This is a genomic window from Kitasatospora sp. CB02891 (genome assembly GCF_002803145.1).
Lineage (GTDB): Bacteria > Actinomycetota > Actinomycetes > Streptomycetales > Streptomycetaceae > Kitasatospora > Kitasatospora griseola.
In genome coordinates, this window is the sequence record NZ_NNBO01000002.1 from 391305 (window position 1) to 409445 (window position 18141).

Annotated in this window: 13 protein-coding genes and 1 pseudogene; 5 read left to right on the forward strand and 9 right to left on the reverse strand. The window is 75.1% G+C overall.

Translation table 11 applies throughout. The annotated features are described in order from the left end of the window. Positions 1-18: 18 nt before the first annotated feature. On the reverse strand, positions 19-876 hold the full coding sequence (locus CG736_RS07200) for a lysozyme (protein ID WP_100585321.1): 858 nt from the start codon (positions 874-876) through the stop codon (positions 19-21). 322 nt (positions 877-1198) lie between these two features. On the opposite strand from CG736_RS07200, the gene CG736_RS07205 reads away from it, so the two are divergent. Together CG736_RS07205 and CG736_RS07210 are read left to right on the forward strand one after the other, a co-directional pair. Then, positions 1199-2083: a metallophosphoesterase gene (locus tag CG736_RS07205; RefSeq protein ID WP_100585322.1), complete on the forward strand. Its 885-nt coding sequence runs from the start codon at positions 1199-1201 to the stop codon at positions 2081-2083. A 103-nt stretch (positions 2084-2186) separates the two neighbouring features. Continuing rightward, the gene (locus tag CG736_RS07210; RefSeq protein ID WP_100585323.1) at positions 2187-2762 is read left to right on the forward strand and encodes a GNAT family N-acetyltransferase; all 576 of its coding nucleotides are present in this window, start codon (positions 2187-2189) and stop codon (positions 2760-2762) included. Between the two features lie 119 nt (positions 2763-2881). Here CG736_RS07210 and CG736_RS37530 read toward each other — a convergent pair. Continuing rightward, positions 2882-2978: pseudogene (locus CG736_RS37530) on the reverse strand (YkvA family protein); the annotation flags it as partial. Positions 2979-3418: 440 nt separating this feature from the next. On the opposite strand from CG736_RS37530, the gene CG736_RS07220 reads away from it, so the two are divergent. Continuing rightward, positions 3419-3676, forward strand: coding sequence for a hypothetical protein (locus CG736_RS07220; protein WP_229847416.1), 258 nt, complete (start codon positions 3419-3421; stop codon positions 3674-3676). 19 nt (positions 3677-3695) lie between these two features. On the opposite strand, the gene CG736_RS07225 is transcribed toward CG736_RS07220, so the two are convergent. Beyond that, positions 3696-4274, reverse strand: coding sequence for an isochorismatase family protein (locus CG736_RS07225; RefSeq protein WP_100585325.1), 579 nt, complete (start codon positions 4272-4274; stop codon positions 3696-3698). Positions 4275-4405: 131 nt separating this feature from the next. Continuing rightward, entirely contained in the window at positions 4406-4897 is a 492-nt protein-coding gene (locus tag CG736_RS07230; RefSeq protein ID WP_100585326.1) for a glutathione peroxidase, read from the reverse strand. 196 nt (positions 4898-5093) lie between these two features. Between CG736_RS07230 and CG736_RS07235 the strand changes: the two genes are divergently transcribed. Together CG736_RS07235 and CG736_RS07240 are read left to right on the forward strand one after the other, a co-directional pair. Further along, a complete protein-coding gene (locus CG736_RS07235) occupies positions 5094-7427 on the forward strand; it encodes a heavy metal translocating P-type ATPase (RefSeq protein ID WP_100585327.1) in 2334 nt (777 codons plus the stop codon). Between the two features lie 102 nt (positions 7428-7529). Continuing rightward, entirely contained in the window at positions 7530-8234 is a 705-nt protein-coding gene (locus CG736_RS07240) for a flavodoxin family protein (RefSeq protein WP_100585328.1), read from the forward strand. 725 nt (positions 8235-8959) lie between these two features. Here CG736_RS07240 and CG736_RS07245 read toward each other — a convergent pair. From CG736_RS07245 to CG736_RS07265, 5 genes are all read right to left on the reverse strand, one after another. After that, positions 8960-13030, reverse strand: coding sequence for an SAV_2336 N-terminal domain-related protein (locus CG736_RS07245; protein ID WP_100585329.1), 4071 nt, complete (start codon positions 13028-13030; stop codon positions 8960-8962). A gap of 3 nt (positions 13031-13033) precedes the next feature. After that, positions 13034-14044 (reverse strand): MoxR family ATPase, encoded by a 1011-nt coding sequence (locus tag CG736_RS07250; RefSeq protein ID WP_100585330.1) that lies wholly within the window; start codon positions 14042-14044, stop codon positions 13034-13036. Positions 14045-14093: 49 nt separating this feature from the next. Further along, positions 14094-16331 carry a trypsin-like peptidase domain-containing protein gene (locus CG736_RS36965; RefSeq protein WP_100585331.1) on the reverse strand — a complete coding sequence of 746 codons (2238 nt, stop codon included), beginning with the start codon at positions 16329-16331 and terminating at the stop codon, positions 14094-14096. 5 nt (positions 16332-16336) lie between these two features. Beyond that, positions 16337-16762 carry a CU044_2847 family protein gene (locus CG736_RS07260; protein WP_100585332.1) on the reverse strand — a complete coding sequence of 142 codons (426 nt, stop codon included), beginning with the start codon at positions 16760-16762 and terminating at the stop codon, positions 16337-16339. Positions 16763-16992: 230 nt separating this feature from the next. Then, complete coding sequence (locus CG736_RS07265) at positions 16993-17976, reverse strand: LysR family transcriptional regulator (RefSeq protein WP_198520387.1); 984 nt, start codon at positions 17974-17976, stop codon at positions 16993-16995. Between the last annotated feature and the right edge of the window lie 165 nt (positions 17977-18141).

The window sequence follows — 18141 nt, forward strand, 5'->3', positions numbered from 1 at the left end:
AGGCGGGCTGACGAAGCGTCAGCCGTTGGCGAGCGCAACGACGCGGTCCAGGGCGCCGTTGAAGTAGTTCTGGTCGCCGGGCAGGGTGCCGGAGTCGGCGTACTGCCAGATGGTCTGGTACGACCAGCCGGCCGGCAGGGTGCCGACCGAGGAGGCGTACCGGGCGATCCACAGCGGGTTGGTGGCGCCGAAGGAGCTGTTGTTGCCGGTGCAGGTGGTCCACCAGTCGGTGGTGGTGTAGATCACCGGGTAGCGGCCGGTCTTGGTGTGCACGGTGTTGGAGAAGTCCCGGATCCAGCTGACCATGCCGGCCTGGCTCAGGCCGTAGCAGGTCGCGCCGTACGGGTTGTACTCGATGTCGAGCGCGGGCGGCAGGGTCTTGCCGTCCTTGGACCAGCCACCGCCGTGGGCGACGAAGTACGCGGCCTGGGTGGCGCCGGAGGAGGCGTTCGGCAGCGCGAAGTGGTAGGCGCCGCGGATCATCCCGACATTGTAGGAGCCGTTGTACTGCTGGGCGAACGAGGGGTTGGTGTAGGTGGTGCCCTCGGTGGCCTTGACGTAGGCGAACCGGCCGCCGTTGGCGTAGGCGGTGCTCCAGGCGACGCTGCCCTGCCAGTTGGAGACGTCCATGCCCTTGGTCTGGGTGACGGCCAGAGCGGCGAGCGAGTTCGCGGCGGCAGGAGAGGCGTCCCGGCCCTCGTGGGCGGCGACGGTGGAGCCCGCGTAGTCGAGCTCGGGGTGGAAGTCGGCGGGGGTGCCGGGCTTGGCGGCCTGGGCGGGGGAGGCGGCGGCGATCGCACCGACCAGGAGGGCGGCGGACGCGGCTGCGGTGGCGGCGCGGCGGAACATACGGCTGGTGTTGCCGGATGCAGGCATGACGAGTCCTCAGTGGGGTGAAGGCAGCCGGTTTTCGGCCGCTGCGGAGAACATATAGTCATGGACCCGTCAGTCAACAGAGTGTTGAAACCACACAACGCCCAAAGGTATGTAGAGCGAACAGACATACGTGCGACTGCCGAAAACCTGTGGTTCCACCGGATGTTGACGGTACGACAGAAACCGGTTGTTGCTGGCGTTGTCGACCCCTCGGCGGTAGCGTGTCAACGCGTGTCCCACTGCCGGGATGCGTTGACGGACACGCGCCGGCATCGACCGACACGGACCGGCGCGCGCCGGTCGACACGGAACTGGGGGAGCGGTGGCGGACGGACGCCTACTCGCAGTCAGCGACCTCCACGTCGGCGTCGCCGAGAATCGGCCGGTTCTCGACGCACTGCGGCCGACCGGCCCGGACGACTGGCTGATTGTCGCCGGTGACGTCGCCGAACAGGTCGACGTCGTCGAGGACGCCCTGCGCATCCTGGCCGGCCGCTTCGCCAAGGTGATCTGGACCCCGGGCAACCACGAACTGTGGACCACCACCCGCGACCCGGCCCCCATCGACGCGCCCGAGCGCTACCGCCAACTGGTCGACCGCTGCCGGGCGATCGGCGTCGCCACCCCCGAGGACCCGTACCCCGTCTGGACCGGCCCGGGCGGGCCCTGCGCCATCGCCCCGGTGTTCACGCTCTACGACTACAGCTTCCGGGTGCCCGGCGTGCACACCAAGGCCGAGTCGCTGGAGCGCGCCCGGGAGAACGGCGTGGTCTGCACCGACGAGTACCGGCTCAACCCCGCGCCGTACTCGGGCGTCGACGAGTGGTGCCGGGAGCGCGTCGAGGCCACCGAGAAAGCGCTTTCCGCACACGATCCGGAACTGCCGCTGGTGCTGGTCAGCCACTGGCCGCTGGACCGCCGCCCCACCGACGTCCTGTACTACCCCGACTTCGCCCAGTGGTGCGGCACCGAGCTCACCGCCGACTGGCACCGCCGCTTCAACGTCGCCGCCGTGGTCTACGGCCACCTGCACATCCCGCGCACCACCTGGTACGAGGACGTCCGCTTCGAAGAGGTCTCGCTCGGCTACCCGCGCGAGTGGCGCCGCCGGGGCCACCCGCGCGGACTGCTCCGCCAGATCCTGCCCTACCCCGGCCCGGCCGAGCAGCCCGTCCCCGCGCCCGAACCGCCGGACGCCACCGGCTGACCGGGCGCGTTCCCGCGGGCCCGTCCGGGCGGCGGACGGCCCTCGGGGCGAGGACGGGCACTGTGGCACGATGGCCGTTCGAGCACCCGAAGGAGCGCACCGAATGACCGCCGAGCCGACCGCCTCCCGCACCGCCGACGCGGACCCCGACACCGCCGCCGGGCCGGCCTTCCGCGCCGCGCAGCCACAGGACGTGCCGCAGGTGGTCGCGCTGGTCGAGTCGGCGTACCGCGGCGACGCCAGCCGGGCCGGCTGGACCACCGAGGCGGACCTGCTGGACGGGCAGCGCACCGACGAGGCGGCCGTGGCCGAACTGCTCGGCAGGGCCGAATCGGTGGTGCTGCTGGCCGAGTCCGACGGCCGCCTGCTGGCCTGCTGCCACGTCGAACGGCGGGGCGCCACCGGCTACTTCGGCATGTTCTCGGTCTCCCCGTCCGCCCAGGGCGGCGGCCTCGGCCGACAGGTGCTGGCCCGCGCCGAGGAGTGGGCCAGGGCCGCCTGGGGCGTCGGCGCGATGGAGATGACCGTCATCGAGCAGCGGGCCGACCTGATCGCCTGGTACGAGCGCCGCGGCTACACCCGCACCGGCGTGTACGAGCCGTTCCCGTACGGCGACGAGCGGTTCGGCATCCCGCTCCGGTCCGACCTGCGCTTCGAGAAGCTGGTCAAGTCGCTGTAGCAGCGGGCGGGATCGGGCTCAGCCGTCGGCGGGCAGTTCGCCGGCGGCGGCGCGGCCGCGGTGCGCCCACTCCAGGTACCGGCCGGACTCCCGGGTCAGGCCCATCAGGAACCACAGCAGCAGGCCGGTGTCGTCGCTCCAGCCGAGCACCGGGATGAAGTCCGGGATCGCGTCGATCGGGCTGACCAGGTACACCGCGACGACGAACGCCAGCAGCAGCAGCTTGCCCGGGCCCACGCCCGGGTAGCGGCGCAGCAGCACGTCCCGCAGCAGGCGCGGCAGCGCCCCCGCCCGGGCGGCCAACCCGGGCGCGCCGGGCCGCCGGGTCTCCCGGTACAGGCCCCACGCCGAGCGCGTCACCGCCAGGCCGTCCAGCCCGCGCATCCGCGCCGCCGCCGACCCCTTCGACGCCTTGCCCTTGCTCACGAGGACCTCCCGACGAACCCTCCGACCGGCTTCCACGGTACGGGACCGGCCGCCGTCCGCGGCAGGCCGTGGCGGACCGTGGCAGGTCCGTGACGCGCCCGGCGCGGCCGGGGCCGAACGGTGAGGCCTGTGTGGCGTGCCCGGCGCGGCCGGGGCCGAACGGTGACACCTGCGGCGGGCATCGGCGGTGCGGGCGTGCGCCGGGCGGGGACGCGGTCGAAGCTGTCGGCATGACCACCAGCAGCAACACCACCAGCAGCGGGGCGGGCACGGCCGGCGAGCCCCTGGTGCGGGTCGCGGAGTTCCGCACCGACAGCCGCTACCGACTCGTCCACTTCAAGGACGCCGGCTGGAAGCCGCTCGCCCCCGAGGAGTTCGAACCGGAGGTGAGACAGCACTTCCCCGACCTCGACCCGCACGACCCGGTCCGGGTGCGGTGGGACGACCGCCCCTGGGAGTGGCCGGCCTGGCACCCCGGCGAGGCCTGAACCCCCTCGTTGCCGTACCTCAGCGGGACTTCGCCAGCAGGTCGAGGATCTCCTCGGTGGTGCCGGTCTCGCCGAGCCGCGGGAAGATCCGCTGCACACTGCCCCGGTGCGCCTCCGGGTCGGTGTCGGTCATCGCGTCGACCGCCAGCGTCACGTGGTAGCCGTGCTCGAACGCGGCGCGGGCGGTGGACTCCACGCCGATGCTGGTCGCGACGCCCGTCAGCACGATCTGCGTCACCCCGCGCCGGCGCAGCTGCACGTCCAGGTCGGTGCCGTGGAACGCGCCCCAGTTGTGCTTGGTGACCACCAGGTCGGACGGCTCGTGGAGCTCGGGGATCGGGGCGTCCCAGCCCTCCGGGTAGGAGAGGGCCGGCCGGGGCTGCTCGGTGCGGCCCGGCACCACGTCCCCGCCGTCGGGCGCGAAGGACACCCGCACCAGCACCACCGGCAGTCGCGCGGCGCGGAACGCCCCGGCGAGGCGGACGTTGCGGTCCAGCACCTCGTGCACCGGGTACGGGCTGCCGGGGAGGCCGAGGAAGGCCTGCTGGAGGTCGACGACCACCAGGGCGGTGGCCGGGTCGAGCGCGGTGACGGACACAGGAGTGCCTTTCGTCGTAACGGGGGCAGCCGGAACGGGCCCGGACTGTCCAGTCTCACTGCGCAGGTTACCTGTACAGTTCGGCCGCCCGAGCGCGGAACCGGACAATCCGCGCCCGTCCGCTCCGGCCGTCAGCCGCGCAGCTGCGCCTCGATCGCGGCCACCAGCTCCGCCGCCTCCGGCTCGGTGCGCGGACCGAACCGCCCGACGACCTCACCGTCCGCGCCGACCAGGAACTTCTCGAAGTTCCAGGTGATGTCCCCGGCCTGGCCCGAGGCGTCCGCCACCTGCGTCAGCCGCTCGTAGACCGGGTGCCGGTCGGGCCCGTTCACGTCGATCTTCTCGAACAGCGGGAACGACACCCCGTACGTGGTCGAGCAGAACTCCTGGATCTCCTCCGCCGACCCCGGCTCCTGCCCCGCGAACTGGTTGCACGGGAACCCGAGCACCGTGAACCCGCGCTCGCCGTACGCCTTCTGCAGCCGCTCCAGGCCCGAGTACTGCGGCGTCAACCCGCACTTCGACGCCACGTTCACCAGCAGCAGCACCTTGCCCCGGTACTCCGCCAGCGACGACGGCTCGCCCGCCAGCGTCCGGATCGGAAGCTCGAACAACGACTCCACCTGCCCCACCTGCCCTCTGTACGCCGGACCCCGGACACCCCGGGACACCGGACGCGAACACCAACCCCCCGAACCTACCCCGCCCGCACCCGGGACCGGGTGACCCCGGCCGCCCGGGACCGACGGCCCTGGCCGGACCGCGCGCGGTGAGGTGCACTGGAGAAGGAAAGCCGCAGGCCGAGCGGAGGAGACACCCATGGCAGCGCACACCGCGCCGAGCGAACAGGGCGGCGCCCGACAACTGCTCAGCGGCGGCGGCATCGAACCCGTCCTGCTCGGCGTCGTCACCCTCGCCACCCTCACCGGCCTGATCGCCTGGGCGGCCGGAGCCCGCGGATTCGCCGACCAGTGCTGGATCGTCGCCACCGCCGCCGCCATCGCCCCCGCCCTGATGTGGGTCGTCCAGGCGCTGCGGCGCGGCCGGGCCGGCGTCGACCTGATCGCCGTCCTCGCCCTGGCCGGCACCCTCGCCACCGGCGAGTACCTGGCCGGCGCGCTGATCGCCCTGATGCTCACCAGCGGCCGCTGGCTCGACGCCGCCGCCGAACGCCGCGCCACCCGCGACCTGCGCGCCCTGCTCCGGCACGCCCCCCGCACCGCCCGTCGCCGCACCGGCGACACCACCGAGACCGTCCCGCTCGCCGACGTCCGGATCGGCGACCGGCTCGTCGTCGGCCCCGGCGAGACCGTCCCCGTCGACGGCCGGATCACCGGCCACCGCGCCGTCCTCGACGAATCCGTGCTCACCGGCGAATCCGCCCAGGTCACCCGCGAGATCGGCGACCCCGCCCGGAGCGGCGCCGTCAACGCCGGCAGCGCCTTCGAGCTGCGCGCCACCGCCACCGAGGAACACAGCACCTACGCCGAGATCGTCCGCCTCACCCAGCAGGCCGGCGCCGAACGCGCCCCCGTCATCCGCCTCGCCGACCGCTACGCCGCCTGGTTCCTGCCCGTCGCCCTCGCCGCCGCCGGCCTCGCCTGGCTGCTCACCGGGGACGCGATCCGCGCCGTCGCCGTCCTGGTCGTCGCCACCCCCTGCCCGCTGCTGCTCGCCGCGCCCGTCGCCATCGTCTCCGGCATCTCGCGCGCCGCCCGCAAGGGCGTCGTGGTCCGCGACGGCGCCGCCCTGGAGACCCTCGGCCGGGCGCGCACCGTCTGCCTCGACAAGACCGGCACGCTCACCAGCGGACGCCCCCGCGCCTTCGACATCGCCACCGCCCCCGGCCGCACCCCCGCCGAGGTCCTCGCGCTCGCCGCAGCCGTCGACCAGTACTCGCCGCACGTCCTCGCCGAAGCCATCACCGCCGCCGCGGCCGAACGCGGCCTCACCCTGCCCCCCGTCCACGACGTCACCGAACAGCCCGGCCGCGGCGCCGTCGCCACCCTCGCGGACGGCGCCACCGCCACCGTCGGCCAACGCGACACCGCCGACCTGCCCGCCTGGGCCCGGGCCGCCGACAACCGCGCCGCGCTCGACGGCGCCGCCGTCGCCTGGGTCGCCGTCGACGACCGGCTCGTCGGCGCCGTCCTGCTCCGCGACCCCGTCCGGCACGACGCCCCGCGCACCGTCCGCCGCCTGCGCGAGGCCGGCGTCACCCGACTCCTCATGATCACCGGCGACCGCCCCGAACCCGCCCGCGAAATCGCCGCCGTGGTCGGCCTCGACGACGTCCGCGCCCAGCAGACACCCGCCGACAAGGTCGCCGCCGTCCGCGCCGAACGCGAACGCGCCGTCACCGTCATGGTCGGCGACGGCGTCAACGACGCCCCGGCCCTCGCCGCCGCCGACGTCGGCGTCGCGATGGGCGCCCGCGGCGCCAGCGCCTCCTCCGAGGCCGCCGACATCGTCCTCACCACCGACCGCGTCGACCGCCTAGCCGACGCCGCCCAGATCGCCACCCGCTCCCGCCGGATCGCCGTCCAGTCCGCACTCGGCGGCATGCTGCTCTCCGCCGCCGCCATGGTCCTCGCCGCCTTCGGACTCCTCCCGCCCGCCGCCGGCGCTCTGCTCCAGCAGCTCATCGACGTCGCCGTCATCCTCAACGCGCTGCGCGCCCTGCGGCCCGGCCGCGGCGTCGGGCCCGAGATCGACGCCGACACCGAGGAACTCGTCCGCCGCTTCTCCGCCGAGCACGACGACCTGCGGGACGTCCTCGAAGCCGTCCGCGAGGCCGCCGACCGCCTCACCGCACCCGACTCCACCGATGCCCTCGCCGCCGTCCGCCACGTCGACCACCTGCTCACCACCCGCCTGCTCCCGCACGAGGAAGCCGAGGAGCACGAGCTCTACCCCGCCCTCGCCGACGCCCTCGGCGGCCCCGAGACCACCGCCACCATGAGCCGCGCCCACACCGAGATCCACCGCCTCGCCCACCGCATCACCACCCACCTCGCCCACGCCGAACCCACCGGCGCCCTCGCCCCCGAACAACACGACGACCTGCGCGCCTGCCTCTACGGCCTGCACTCCGTCCTGCAACTGCACTTCGCCCAGGAGGAGGAGAACTACTTCTCCCTGAGCGCCGCCTGACCACCCGTCACCCCAGCGCCACGGCGTGCCGCGCCACCCACCGGCGCGCACCCGTGGTGCGATGGCCTCCCCCCGCCGTGCCTGCCCACGAAACGGACCCCGATGGCCACCTACACCGACCTGCGGGCGGTCTTCGTCAACTGCACCCTCAAGCGCTCACCCGAACGCAGCCACACCCAGGGCCTGATCGACCTCAGCGCCGCCCTCCTGCGCCGCGAGGGCGTCCAGGTCGAGGAGATCCGCGCCGTCGACCACGACATCGCCACCGGCGTCTGGCCCGACATGACCGAACACGGCTGGGACACCGACGACTGGCCCGTCCTCTACTCCCAGATCATGAACGCCGACATCCTCACCCTGGCCGGCCCGGTCTGGCTGGGCGACAACTCCTCGGTCATGAAGCAGGTCGTCGAGCGGCTGTACGCCTGCTCCGCGATCCTCAACGACCGCGGCCAGTACGCGTATTACGGCCGGGTCGGCGGCTGCCTGATCACCGGCAACGAGGACGGCGCGAAGCACTGCGCGATGAACGTGCTGTACAGCCTCCAGCACCTCGGCTTCGTGATCCCGCCGCAGGCCGACGCGGGCTGGGTGGGGGAGGCCGGGCCGGGGCCGTCGTACCTGGATCCCGGGTCGGGTGGGCCGGAGAACGACTTCACCAATCGGAACACGACGTTCATGACGTGGAATCAGCTGCACCTGGCGCGGATGCTCAAGGACGCCGGGGGCATTCCGGCGTACGGCAACCAGCGCTCGGAGTGGGACGCGGGTTGCCGCTTCGACTTCGAGAACCCCGAGCACCGCTGAGCGCGGACCGGGGCGGGTGGGAGCCGAGCGGAATCCGGGGTCTGCCGCTCCCCGTGCCCGCGGGGAGGGTCCCCGGCCGGTCGAGGCGGGCTGCGCTGCGGATCGCAGCGGCCGTCGACGGTCCGGCGGAGGTGAGGTCGGCGCGGCCGGACGGGAGCACGTGGCGGGGCCCGGCAGGAGAGGAAGGCCGCCGAGCGCGGCCGTGCCGGCCCCTGCCGGAATCCGGGGAACCACCGGGGAGACCCCGCCGTCCGGAGCCGCAGGGGTCCGCGGGCTGTCCGTCGACTGGCTGAGGAGCCCTTCGCCGACCAGTTCGACTTCCGGCCGAGCGGCCGCGAACAGCGGTGGGAGGACGTGGACGGCGCCCACACCGGTCGGTCCCCGGCGCGGACCGCAGCGCCGCCGGACGTCGGGGACCGACCGGCTGCCCACCCTCCAGGTCGTCAACCGCTACGACGCCTCCGGGCAGCGGGTGCTGAAGATCCGTCAGGACATGGGCGGGGCCCGGCGGCTCACCGTGGACATCGACGGGGTCCTCGAACGGATCGTCCTGATCGCCCCGACCGGCGCGGTGTCCGCCCATGACACCGTCCACCTGCCGGACGGCGAGACCCGGGTCGGCTCGGTGCGGTTCGGTTCGCTCCTCCCCGGGGACCGCACCCGTCGCCGGACCGGGGTCCGCCGACCCGGGTACCCGGCCGCAGACGGTCTCGGCGCCACCTGGGCTACGGCGGGGAAGCCCCGCCGGTCAGCGTCGCCACGGCGTCGAGGAGGAGCGTCCGGGTGTCCCGTTCGGCCGCGCCGAGCAGGTCCAGGACGGGGGTGGTGTCCAGTGCGGCGGGTGTCCCGACGTCGTCGACGCGGACCACCAGGAGGTTTCCCCGGGCGACCGCTGCCGCGACCTGCTCCCACCACCCCGGGTGGGCGGCGGTCCGGGCGACGGCCGCGCGGGAGAGCAGCAGGACGGTGCGTTCGGCGTTGCGGACGGGACCCACGGGGAGTCGCGGGCCGGCCTCGGAGTCCAGCAGGACCGTCTCCACCGCGTAGTGCTCGGACAGTTGGCCCTGGATCCACGACGCCCAGGCAGCGTCGGCCCGGGTGCGGCTGAGGTGGACGTCGGGGAGGGCCGAGCGCACCGGCAGGACGGGCAGGCGGGACAGTTGCTGGAAGCTCTCGGCGACGTCCTCCGCGCTGCCCGGCCGGCGGTCCGGGTCCGGGTCGGTGAGGTCGGCGATCAGCTCCCGGACCGGTTCGGAGACCGTGGCCCGGAGGTCGGCGAGGACGGTGGCACGCGGGTCGGGGTCGGCCGGCGCTGCGGCCGCCGGCGTCAGGAGTGCGCCGGAGACCAGCGCGAGTGCGACCCGGCCGAGGGAGTAGAGGTCTCCGTCCGGCCGGCCGTCCCGGCCGTCCTGTCGCTCGGGCGCGGCGTACGGCGCCGCGTGCCACAGGGGTTCGCCGGTCCGGTCCATGGGGCTGGGGGCGGTGATCCTGGCGTTCCCCCGGTCGTCGATCAGGACTTCCTGCGGGGACAGGCTTCCGTGCACCTCCCCGGCCCCGTGCAGGGCGGCCAGCGCGGTGGCGATCTGGGCGAGCCAGCGCAGTCGGCGACCGATCGGCACGGTCGCGACCGCCCCCGAGGAGATCGTCCGGGACAGCGCCCGGCCGGTTCCCCAGGCCGACACCGTGTAGGCCTGGTCCGCGTCGACGCCCATGGCGAGCAGCGGCAGCAGGTGCGGGTGGGGCGGAACGGGCCGCAGGGGCTCCTCGGCCAGGACGGCGTTCCGGTCGTCGGCCGCCGGACGGGTCCTGATCAGGACGGGCGTGTCGCTGCCGATCGCCTGCGCGATCCACAGGCCGTCGAGGTCGTTCAGGATCCGGTAGTCGACGCCCCCGACGGCGAAGGCGGTCAGCGGACGGGGCCGGGCGCCGCCCTCGGACGGTTCCGGTGCCGGCGGGGCGGCGGCGGCCGTCGTGGCGGGGTTCGGCCTGGTGCGGATCGAGTCCGGGTTCCACAGCCGGGGGCGGCGGTCCGCATCGGCGACCAGGACGTGCGGCGCCCCGCTGTGGGTGACGGCGCGGGCGATGTGCCCGTCGGGGACGGCCGTGCTGCCGTACAGGAACCCGGAGGACAGTTCCCAGCGGCGCACCGTGCGGTCGTCGGAGACGGTGATCGCGGTCGCGCCGCCCGCTCCCACGACGATCTGGGTGACCGGGCCGGTGTGTCCGGTCAGGACTCTGCGGCACCTGCCGTTGTTGGCGCTCCAGACCCGGACGGTGCTGTCGTCGCTGATGGTGACGGCCTGCGGCTGGCCCTGGACGATGTTCAGGGCGATCCGGTTGACCGGCTTGGTGTGACCCGACATCACGATCTTGGACTGCCCGTCGAGCAGGTCCCAGCCCCGGCAGGTGCCGTCGGCGGACGCGGTGAACACGTAGGTCCGGTCGTACACGGTGGTCACGGCCGCGTGGGTGACGGGGCCGCGGTGCCCGGTCAGCACGTTCCGGCAGGAGCCGTCGACGAGGTCCCAGACCCGCGCGGTGCCGTCCGCCGAGGTGGTGATCGCGTGCGGGCGACGCTCGAAGACGGTGGTGGTGGCGAAGGTGACGGGGCCGCGGCGCCCGGTCAGCACGTTCCGGCAGGAGCCGTCGACGAGGTCCCAGATCCGGGCGGTGCCGTCCGCGGACGCGGTGATCGCGTGCTGGCGGCGATCGAGGACCGCGGTGGTGACGAAGGTGACCGGCAGGTCGTGGCCGGTCAGCGCGTACTCGCGCTGCCACCGCACCATGCTCCACACCTCCACGGAGCCCGAATCGGTGCACACCAGCGCGTGGGGGTGGCCCTTCACCACCGCGGCCTCGACGTGGCTCACGCCCAGCGGGAAGCCCGTCCGCCGGCCGGACAGCGGGCTGTAGGCGTCCGGCGGCCAGAGCCTGACGCTCCGTCGGTCGTGGACCACGCTGTAGGTCATTCCGTTGGCCGCCACCATGGCGACGCCGAGGCCCGGGAGGACGTCCGCAGCCGTCGTGGACGCGGAAGCCTCGGGCTCGGTCACCGGAGGTTCGGCGGGCTCGGCGGGCTCGGCGAGTTCGGAGAGCACGGGCTCGACGGGCCCGGCAGCCGTCGCGGCCGGTTCCGGGTCGCTCTCCAGGCTCACTCCGAGGTGCCGCAGCAGCGCCGGCCCGATGGTGGCGAACGCGGTGCCGTCAGGAGCGGGGCCGCCGCGCAGGCGGGGGTCGGCGAGCCAGGCGGGGAAGTCCGGCGAGGTGCCGGCCAGTGAGGTGATCCGGGCGGACACGGCGCGGGTCACGGCGACCAGGCTGCCGGTGGGGAAAGCGGCGAAGAGCTCGTCCTTCACCGCGGCGGGGAAGTCGAACAGCCGCTGGTTGGGCGGGAGTTCGGAGGTCTGCCCGGGCGGGGGCGGGACCGGGCGGAGCAGACCGCCGAGGAAGACCTCGGCCAGCGGCACCGATCCGGCCCGGCCCGTCGGGTCGAGCGCGGACTGGGCCAGCCGCATCACCGGCACACTGACGGGTGCGAGCGCCGCGAGGTGCGCGGCGAGGCGGTGCGCCGTCGGCGAGACTCCCGCGACGAAGCGCTCCAGCGCGTGGGCCGGCGCCGGTGCGCCGCCGGGACGGGCCTGGACGCGGGTCGCTGACGGCGCGTCGGCGGGACGGGCGAGGGCGGACGGCTGCCACAGCGGCAGCTCCACCTCGGCGCCGCCGGCGGACAGCAGGCGCGCCCAGTCCGCGAGCGCGGCCGGGGTCAACTCCAGAACGGGCACGGGGCCGTCGGCCGGCCCGCCGGAGAACCAGGGCATCAGCGGGTCGCGCACGGTCCAGGTGTGGTTGGCGGCCCCGCGCCGCTCCGCCCGGACGCTCAGGTGACGGGCCGCCAGGCCGGTGCCGGCCCACAGCCGCCGGGGCAGTGTGTGGACGACGGCGAGCGGCCCGATCCGGGCCCAGTCGCCGAGAACCCGGCGCATCCGGCCGTCCCGCCAGGCCAGGCCGGCGCCGTCGCTGACGACGATGATCAGGGTCTGCCCGGTCGGGTCGACGACCGCCCTGGTGGGGATGGTGGCGGGCGCGTCGGTGAACGGCCGGGGGCGCAGGGCGATCGGGTCCGGCCCGCGCGAGCGCAGGCCCAGGTGCTGGATCTGGCGGAAGGCGCCGGTGTGCTGGAGGAGGTCGGACAGTTCGGCGACCAGCCGCCGCCACAGCAGCATCGAGACGCCGTCGTCGACGACCAGCAGGCAGCGCAGCCAGCGTTCCCGGGCGGGCCGCAGGACGACGATCGGCTGCCGGCTCTCGGCGATGGCCTCGGCGGACGCCCGCTCGTCGATGAACCGGTGGTGGCTGCTGGGCCGGTGCTGCCGCAGCGGGCGCAGGCTGCGGGCCAGCAGCCGTTCCTGCGGCAGCTCCTTCGGCTCGGGCACGCGGAGACTGTGGCCGCCGCCGCTGCGGCGGGCCCGGTCGGCGGCCGGGCGGGCGGCGGAGTGCAGGGGCAGGCCGTCCGGTTCGGCAGCCGGCGGCGACGGTTCGTCGGACGGCGACTCGCCGCCGCCGGCGGAGTCGTCCGGTGCCGGTGCCGGTGCCGGCGGTTCGGGTCGGCCGTCCGTGACGGGCCCGGGCCCGGGCCCGGCCTCCGGGACGTCCGCCCCGGCCGCCCCGGCGTCGCGGGCCCGGTCGGTCCGGAGCCGGTCGGCGAGCCAGAGCGCGTCGAGCAGGGCGTGGGCGTCGAGGTCCAGCCCGGCCTCGGCGAGGGCGGCCAGGACGCGGGGGGCCGTGTCCGGGTGCAAGGGTCAGCTCGTCCCGCCGAGGCTGCGGAGCACGGCCCGCAGCACGTGGTCCTGATTGGCGGGGACGCCGCCGCTGCGCAGGAAGACCGCGTTGAGGAGCTGGTCGGTGGCGAGTTCGCCCTCGGCGCGGCGTTCGAGGAACTCCTCCAGGAGCGCCTCGGCCGCGGGCAGGGCCGCGCTGCCGAGGTGGGTGGTGACGATGTCGAGGAGGCGGTCGCGGTCGGGGTCGGGCAGGTCGAGGCGCAGGCAGCGCCGCAGGAACGCCGGGGGGAACTCGCGTTCGCCGTTGCTGGTGATGACGACGACCGGGAACTCGGTGCAGGTGATCCGGCCGTCCCGGACCGCCACCGGCGCGCCGTCCGGGCCGGCGGGGTGCACCAGGACCTCGCGCGGCGCGTCGTCGTCGGGGTCCCGCCGCAGCCGGGCGAGCTCGGGGATGTCGAAGAACCCGTCCTCGAAGACGGTCAGCAGGTCGTTGGGCAGGTCCAGGTCGCCCTTGTCCAGTTCGTCGACCAGCAGCACCCGGGGCAGTGCGCCGGGCACCAGCGCGGTGCCGACCGGGCCGAGGTGGATGAACGCGCCCGGGTCGCCGCCGGGATCGTCCGCCCCGTCGCGCTGCCCGCTGCGCAGCGCGCTCTCCCGCAGCCGTCCGATCGCGTCGTACCGGTAGAGCGCGTCCTGCAGCGTGGAGCGGGAGTTGACGGGCCAGTGGAGGACGGCGCCGAGGCCGAGTTCGTGGGCGACGGCGTGGGCGAGCGAGGACTTGCCGGTGCCGGGCCGGCCGGTGACCAGCAGCGGGCGGCGCAGGTGCAGGGCGGCGTTGACGATGTCGGCCTCGGCCCGGCCGAGCCGGTACGGGAACGGTTGCGGCGCGTCCGGGTCGTGGTCCGGGCGGGTGCCGAACCGCCGCCAGGGCGGGGCGGCGGGCAGCGCCGTGACGGCGCGGCGTAGGCCGTCGCCGTGGAAGAGCTGCCAGCCGTCGGGGGCGGTCGCCGGGGTGGTGGCCGGGTTCATTCGGGCGCTCCGGAGGTCGGTGGACGGTCGGCTGGGGGGTGGTCGGTGATCACAGGGCCGGTCGCTCCTCCGGGTCGAACAGGTCCAGGACCGTCGGCGCGGGCCGGTCGGGGTGCTCTTGGGCGAGTGCGGGCCGGACCGGGTGCTTGGCGCCGTCGCCGTGGACCAGCGCCCGGTAGCGGCGGACGCGTTCGGCGAGCCCGCCGTGGGTCCCGTCGGGGCCGACCGGCTCGAAGTGGTCGACCGGCAGCGGGCCGGCGGTCTCGCGGTCCCACAGCACCACGGGGACGCCGACGACCAGGCAGATCGCGGCGTACCGGTGCCGGACGGCGGTGTCGGGGCTGCGCACCACGACCCGGGCGGTGCGCTGGTCGTGCTTGACGGCCGCGACCACCTGGCGGGGCTCGCGGTGCGACTCGTCGAGGTGCAGGGCGGGGATGCGGTCGCGGTGGGCCCAGCGCCGGCGCAGCGACCCGGTGCGTTCCGCCTGGCGGACTCCGCTGAGCTCGCCGCCGAGCCGGACCACCACCTGGTGGTTGAGGCCGAGCGGTTCGGGCCCGAAGCCGAGCCCGTACGGGTCGTCGGGTTCGGCGGCGTCCCAGTCCTCGACCGGCAGGCCGAGGTCGTGGGGGTCGAGGAAGAACTCGACGAGGGCCTCGCCGCCGCCGGCGGCCACGATGGCGTGGATGTGCCGGGCGACGGCGTCCGGCGACAGCGGTTCCGCGGCCTGTTCGGCGGCGGGTCTGGGCCGGCTGCCGTCCTCGTCGATCCACACCTGGCAGAGGTAGCGTCCCGGTCCGCTGCCGCCCGCGTGCTGGTAGCGGCTGAGGCCGACGGCGACGCGCGGCCGGGCGGGGGTGCGGGTGGCGCGGGCGGCCCAGTCGGCGGCGTCCGCCCGGTGTTCGAGCAGCGCCGGGTCGGGGATGCCGAGCCGACGGGCGACCCGGCCGGCCCAGTCGTGGTGCTCGTCGGCCGCGGCCGGCCGGGCGCCGCGCAGTTGGGCCGCGCGGTACTCCACCAGCCGCAGCAGCGGTGGCACCCGGGGGATGCCCGGGGCGGCGGACGGCCCGCCGTGCAGGGCCTCCAGATGGGCGATCAGCCCGGGCACCGCGTCCTGTTCGAGGGTGGCCGCGTGTTCGCCCGCGGCGGGCAACCGGACGTCGGCGGGCAGCGGGACGTCCGGCAGCGCGGCCCGGAACGCGGTGCCGAGCGGCAGGTCGGGGACGGGCTCGCCGAGCAGCCGGACCAGCCAGCCGTGTTCCTCCGGCGACAGCAGCGTGGGGATGCCCAGCATCCGGCCGTGCGCGGCGAGGCGGTCGGCGGCCCCGGGGTGCGCGGGGCGCAGGGACTCGCAGAGGGCGGCCAGCGCACGCGGCGTGTCGGCGAGCACCGCCGCGAGTTCGTCCGGGGCGGGTCCGCTGTCCTCGGCGCCGAGCACGGTGAGTCCGCAGGCGTCGGCCATCGCACGGGCGTGCCGGCCGCGGAGCGCGGCGGTCGACAGTTCGGCCCGGATGATCGCGGCGAGCCGACGGTGGCCCTCCTGGCCGGCCGGCGTGTACGGGCCGTCCGCGGGCGCCGCGGGTGCGGGCGGGAGCAGCCGGTGGGCGGCCGACTCCCCGAGCCGCTCGGCGAGTTGCTCGACGAGTTGCTCGCGGGCGACCTGCCAGGGGATGGCCAGGCCCCGGTCGTCGTAGCCGGCGCCGGTCAGCTTGCCGACGACCAGGCCGACGACGGCCTCGTCCGCGGGCGACCAGAGCGGGCCGCCGCTGTAGCCGGGGACGATGCCCGGCCCGGTGGCGAGGGCCCGGTCGAGGTAGTACAGCGCCGGACCGCAGGCGGTGACGGTGGTGTCCACGTAGCTCTCGGGGGCCCGGCCGCTGTACCAGGCGCGGACGTTCTGGCCGCGGCGCAGGCCGAGCCAGCGCTGTTCGACGACGCCGGGCGGCGGGTCCCCGTCGAGTTCGAGCAGTGCCAGGTCGCCGTGCCACTCCGGCGTGCCCGCCGTGACGGGGCCGCCGCCCGGGGCGCGGGGTGCGACCCACACGGTGCAGCGGGCGGTGGCGGTGCCGCTGCGGAACCCGAGCCGCAGCGGGGCCGGGCCGGGATCGGACGGGTCGAGTTGGCTCCGGCCGAGCGCGTCGTTGACCACGTGGGCGCAGGTCAGGACGTGTCGCCCGGTCAGGTACACCCCGCAGCCGGAGGCCTGACCGGTTCCGGTGAGGACGGTGGCCAGCGAGGAGAGCAGCTCCCGTTCCGCGGTGTCCCCGCCGGTCCCGAACCAGCCCACGGCGCTCAGTCGCCGTCGGGCTGTGCGGGCGGCGCGGGGGGCAGCTTCCAGGTCGCCGAGACGGTCAGGGTCGCCTCGGCCTTGCCGCCGACGATGCCGAGCTTGAGATCGGCGCCGAACTGCACCCCGAACTCGACGGACACCTCGTCCGGGCGCGCCGGGACGGCCGCCACGGTGTCGTGGACCTCCTGCAGCAACGGCACCAGCGGCCGAAGGGCCAGGCGCAGCGCGTCCCGCGCGAGTTCCGCCGTCCGGGCCCCCGCCCCGCTGGAGACCGGCACGGCCCCGACCAGGTCCGGCGGCCTGCCCCAGTCCGCGTCCTCCGCCCCCTGCGCGCCGTCGGCCGGCCGGGCCACGACCCGGCCGATCGGGAAGACCCGCAGCATGATCGACGTGTCGTCAGAGAGGCCGAGCTCGATGTACTCCGTCACGCCGACGAGTATGGCGGCGGCCGGACCGGTGTGTCGGCAAAACCCAAAAGCCTTTGCGGAGCGGTGACTTCACCGTGCTCACGGCTCCCGGCCGGGTGGTGCAGGGCGGCGGGCGCGCCCAACAGGGCGTACTGCGGGCGCTGTTGCTCGGGCCTGCCGGTTCGACGTCGAGCTCCCCGCACACCGTTGCGCCGCCCGGGCGGGCGGAAACCCCGGCGCCCTGCCGGTGATCAGGCCGGTGGCCCCGTCGGGGCGAGGAGGGTGTGGAGGGAGCGGTTGTGGTGGCGCAGCCAGGCCCGGTAGGCGGGGTTGACGCTGGCGAGGTCGAGGTAGGCGTGGCAGAGGTCGACCCAGAGGCCGTCGAGTGCCGGGCCGCCGACGGTGTCGGGGCGCCAGGTGAGGAGCAGCCGGACGGCCAGCGGGTCGCCGTGGACGGGGCGCAGGACGGTGCCGGGGCCGGGCGGTGAGGTGGGTTGGCAGGGGCGGACGGCTTCGCCGGAGGCGACGAGTTCGGCGGCGGTGGCGTTGTCGCGGACCTGGACGACCCGCGGGTCGAGCCCGGCTTCGGCGAAGATCCGCCGCAGTGCGGCGTACTCGTGGTCGGCGGTCGGGTCGACCATCCAGGTGTCGTCGGCGAGGTCGGCGAGGTCGACGACCGGTCGGCCGGCGGCGGGGTGGGTCTCGGCGAGGGCGACGAACTGGGGTTCGCGGGCGACCAGCACCCGCTGCTCGGTGCCGGTCGGCACGTGCAGCGGAAAGCCCTCGCTCTCGTGGACGAAGGCGATGTCGAGCTGTTCGGCGGCGACCAGGTGGATCAGGGCGATCGCCGAGATGTCGATGTGGATGGTGGTGTCGGTCTCCGGGAGCCGGTCGTGGATGCGGCGCAGCCAGGCGGGGACGGCGCGGCTGCCGACGCTGCCGATCCGCAGTCGGCGGCGGCCGGGTCCGGCGGCCTCGGCGCGGGCGGCGGCAACGAGGGCGTCCATCTCGGTGATCAGCGGTCGGGCCCGGGAGAGCACCGAGTGGCCGAGGGCGGTGGGGCGGCTGCCGGTCTGTTCGCGGGTGAACAGCCGTCCGCCGATGGCCCGTTCGATGCGGTGCAGCTGGGTGGTCAGCGACGGCTGGGCCATGCCGAGTCGACGGGCGGCCTTCCGGACGCTGCCGGTGTCCGCGATCGCGCACAGCACCCGCAGGTGTCGGACGTCGAGCTCCATCACGGGAGCATAGCCAGGCGTCCATTGCTTGCCAAGAGCATGTCAAGAGCATGTCGGCGATCCGTCAAATCAAGGGTCGTGCACGGGTATTGCCCCGAGCTATCGCCGGTTGCCATCTCCGCGCCCCGCCCGCCCTGCCCCAAGCTCGGTGCAACACCTTGCCAC

Excerpts from the sequence above, each read along its gene's own strand:
- CG736_RS07200 (WP_100585321.1), bottom strand. The coding sequence starts at position 876 with ATGCCTGCATCCGGCAACACCAGCCGTATGTTCCGCCGCGCCGCCACC.
- CG736_RS07210 (WP_100585323.1), top strand. The coding sequence starts at position 2,187 with ATGACCGCCGAGCCGACCGCCTCCCGCACCGCCGACGCGGACCCCGAC.
- CG736_RS07220 (WP_229847416.1), top strand. The coding sequence starts at position 3,419 with ATGACCACCAGCAGCAACACCACCAGCAGCGGGGCGGGCACGGCCGGC.
- CG736_RS07235 (WP_100585327.1), top strand. The coding sequence starts at position 5,094 with ATGGCAGCGCACACCGCGCCGAGCGAACAGGGCGGCGCCCGACAACTG.
- CG736_RS07240 (WP_100585328.1), top strand. The coding sequence starts at position 7,530 with ATGGCCACCTACACCGACCTGCGGGCGGTCTTCGTCAACTGCACCCTC.
- CG736_RS07250 (WP_100585330.1), bottom strand. The coding sequence starts at position 14,044 with ATGAACCCGGCCACCACCCCGGCGACCGCCCCCGACGGCTGGCAGCTC.
- CG736_RS07265 (WP_198520387.1), bottom strand. The coding sequence starts at position 17,976 with ATGGAGCTCGACGTCCGACACCTGCGGGTGCTGTGCGCGATCGCGGAC.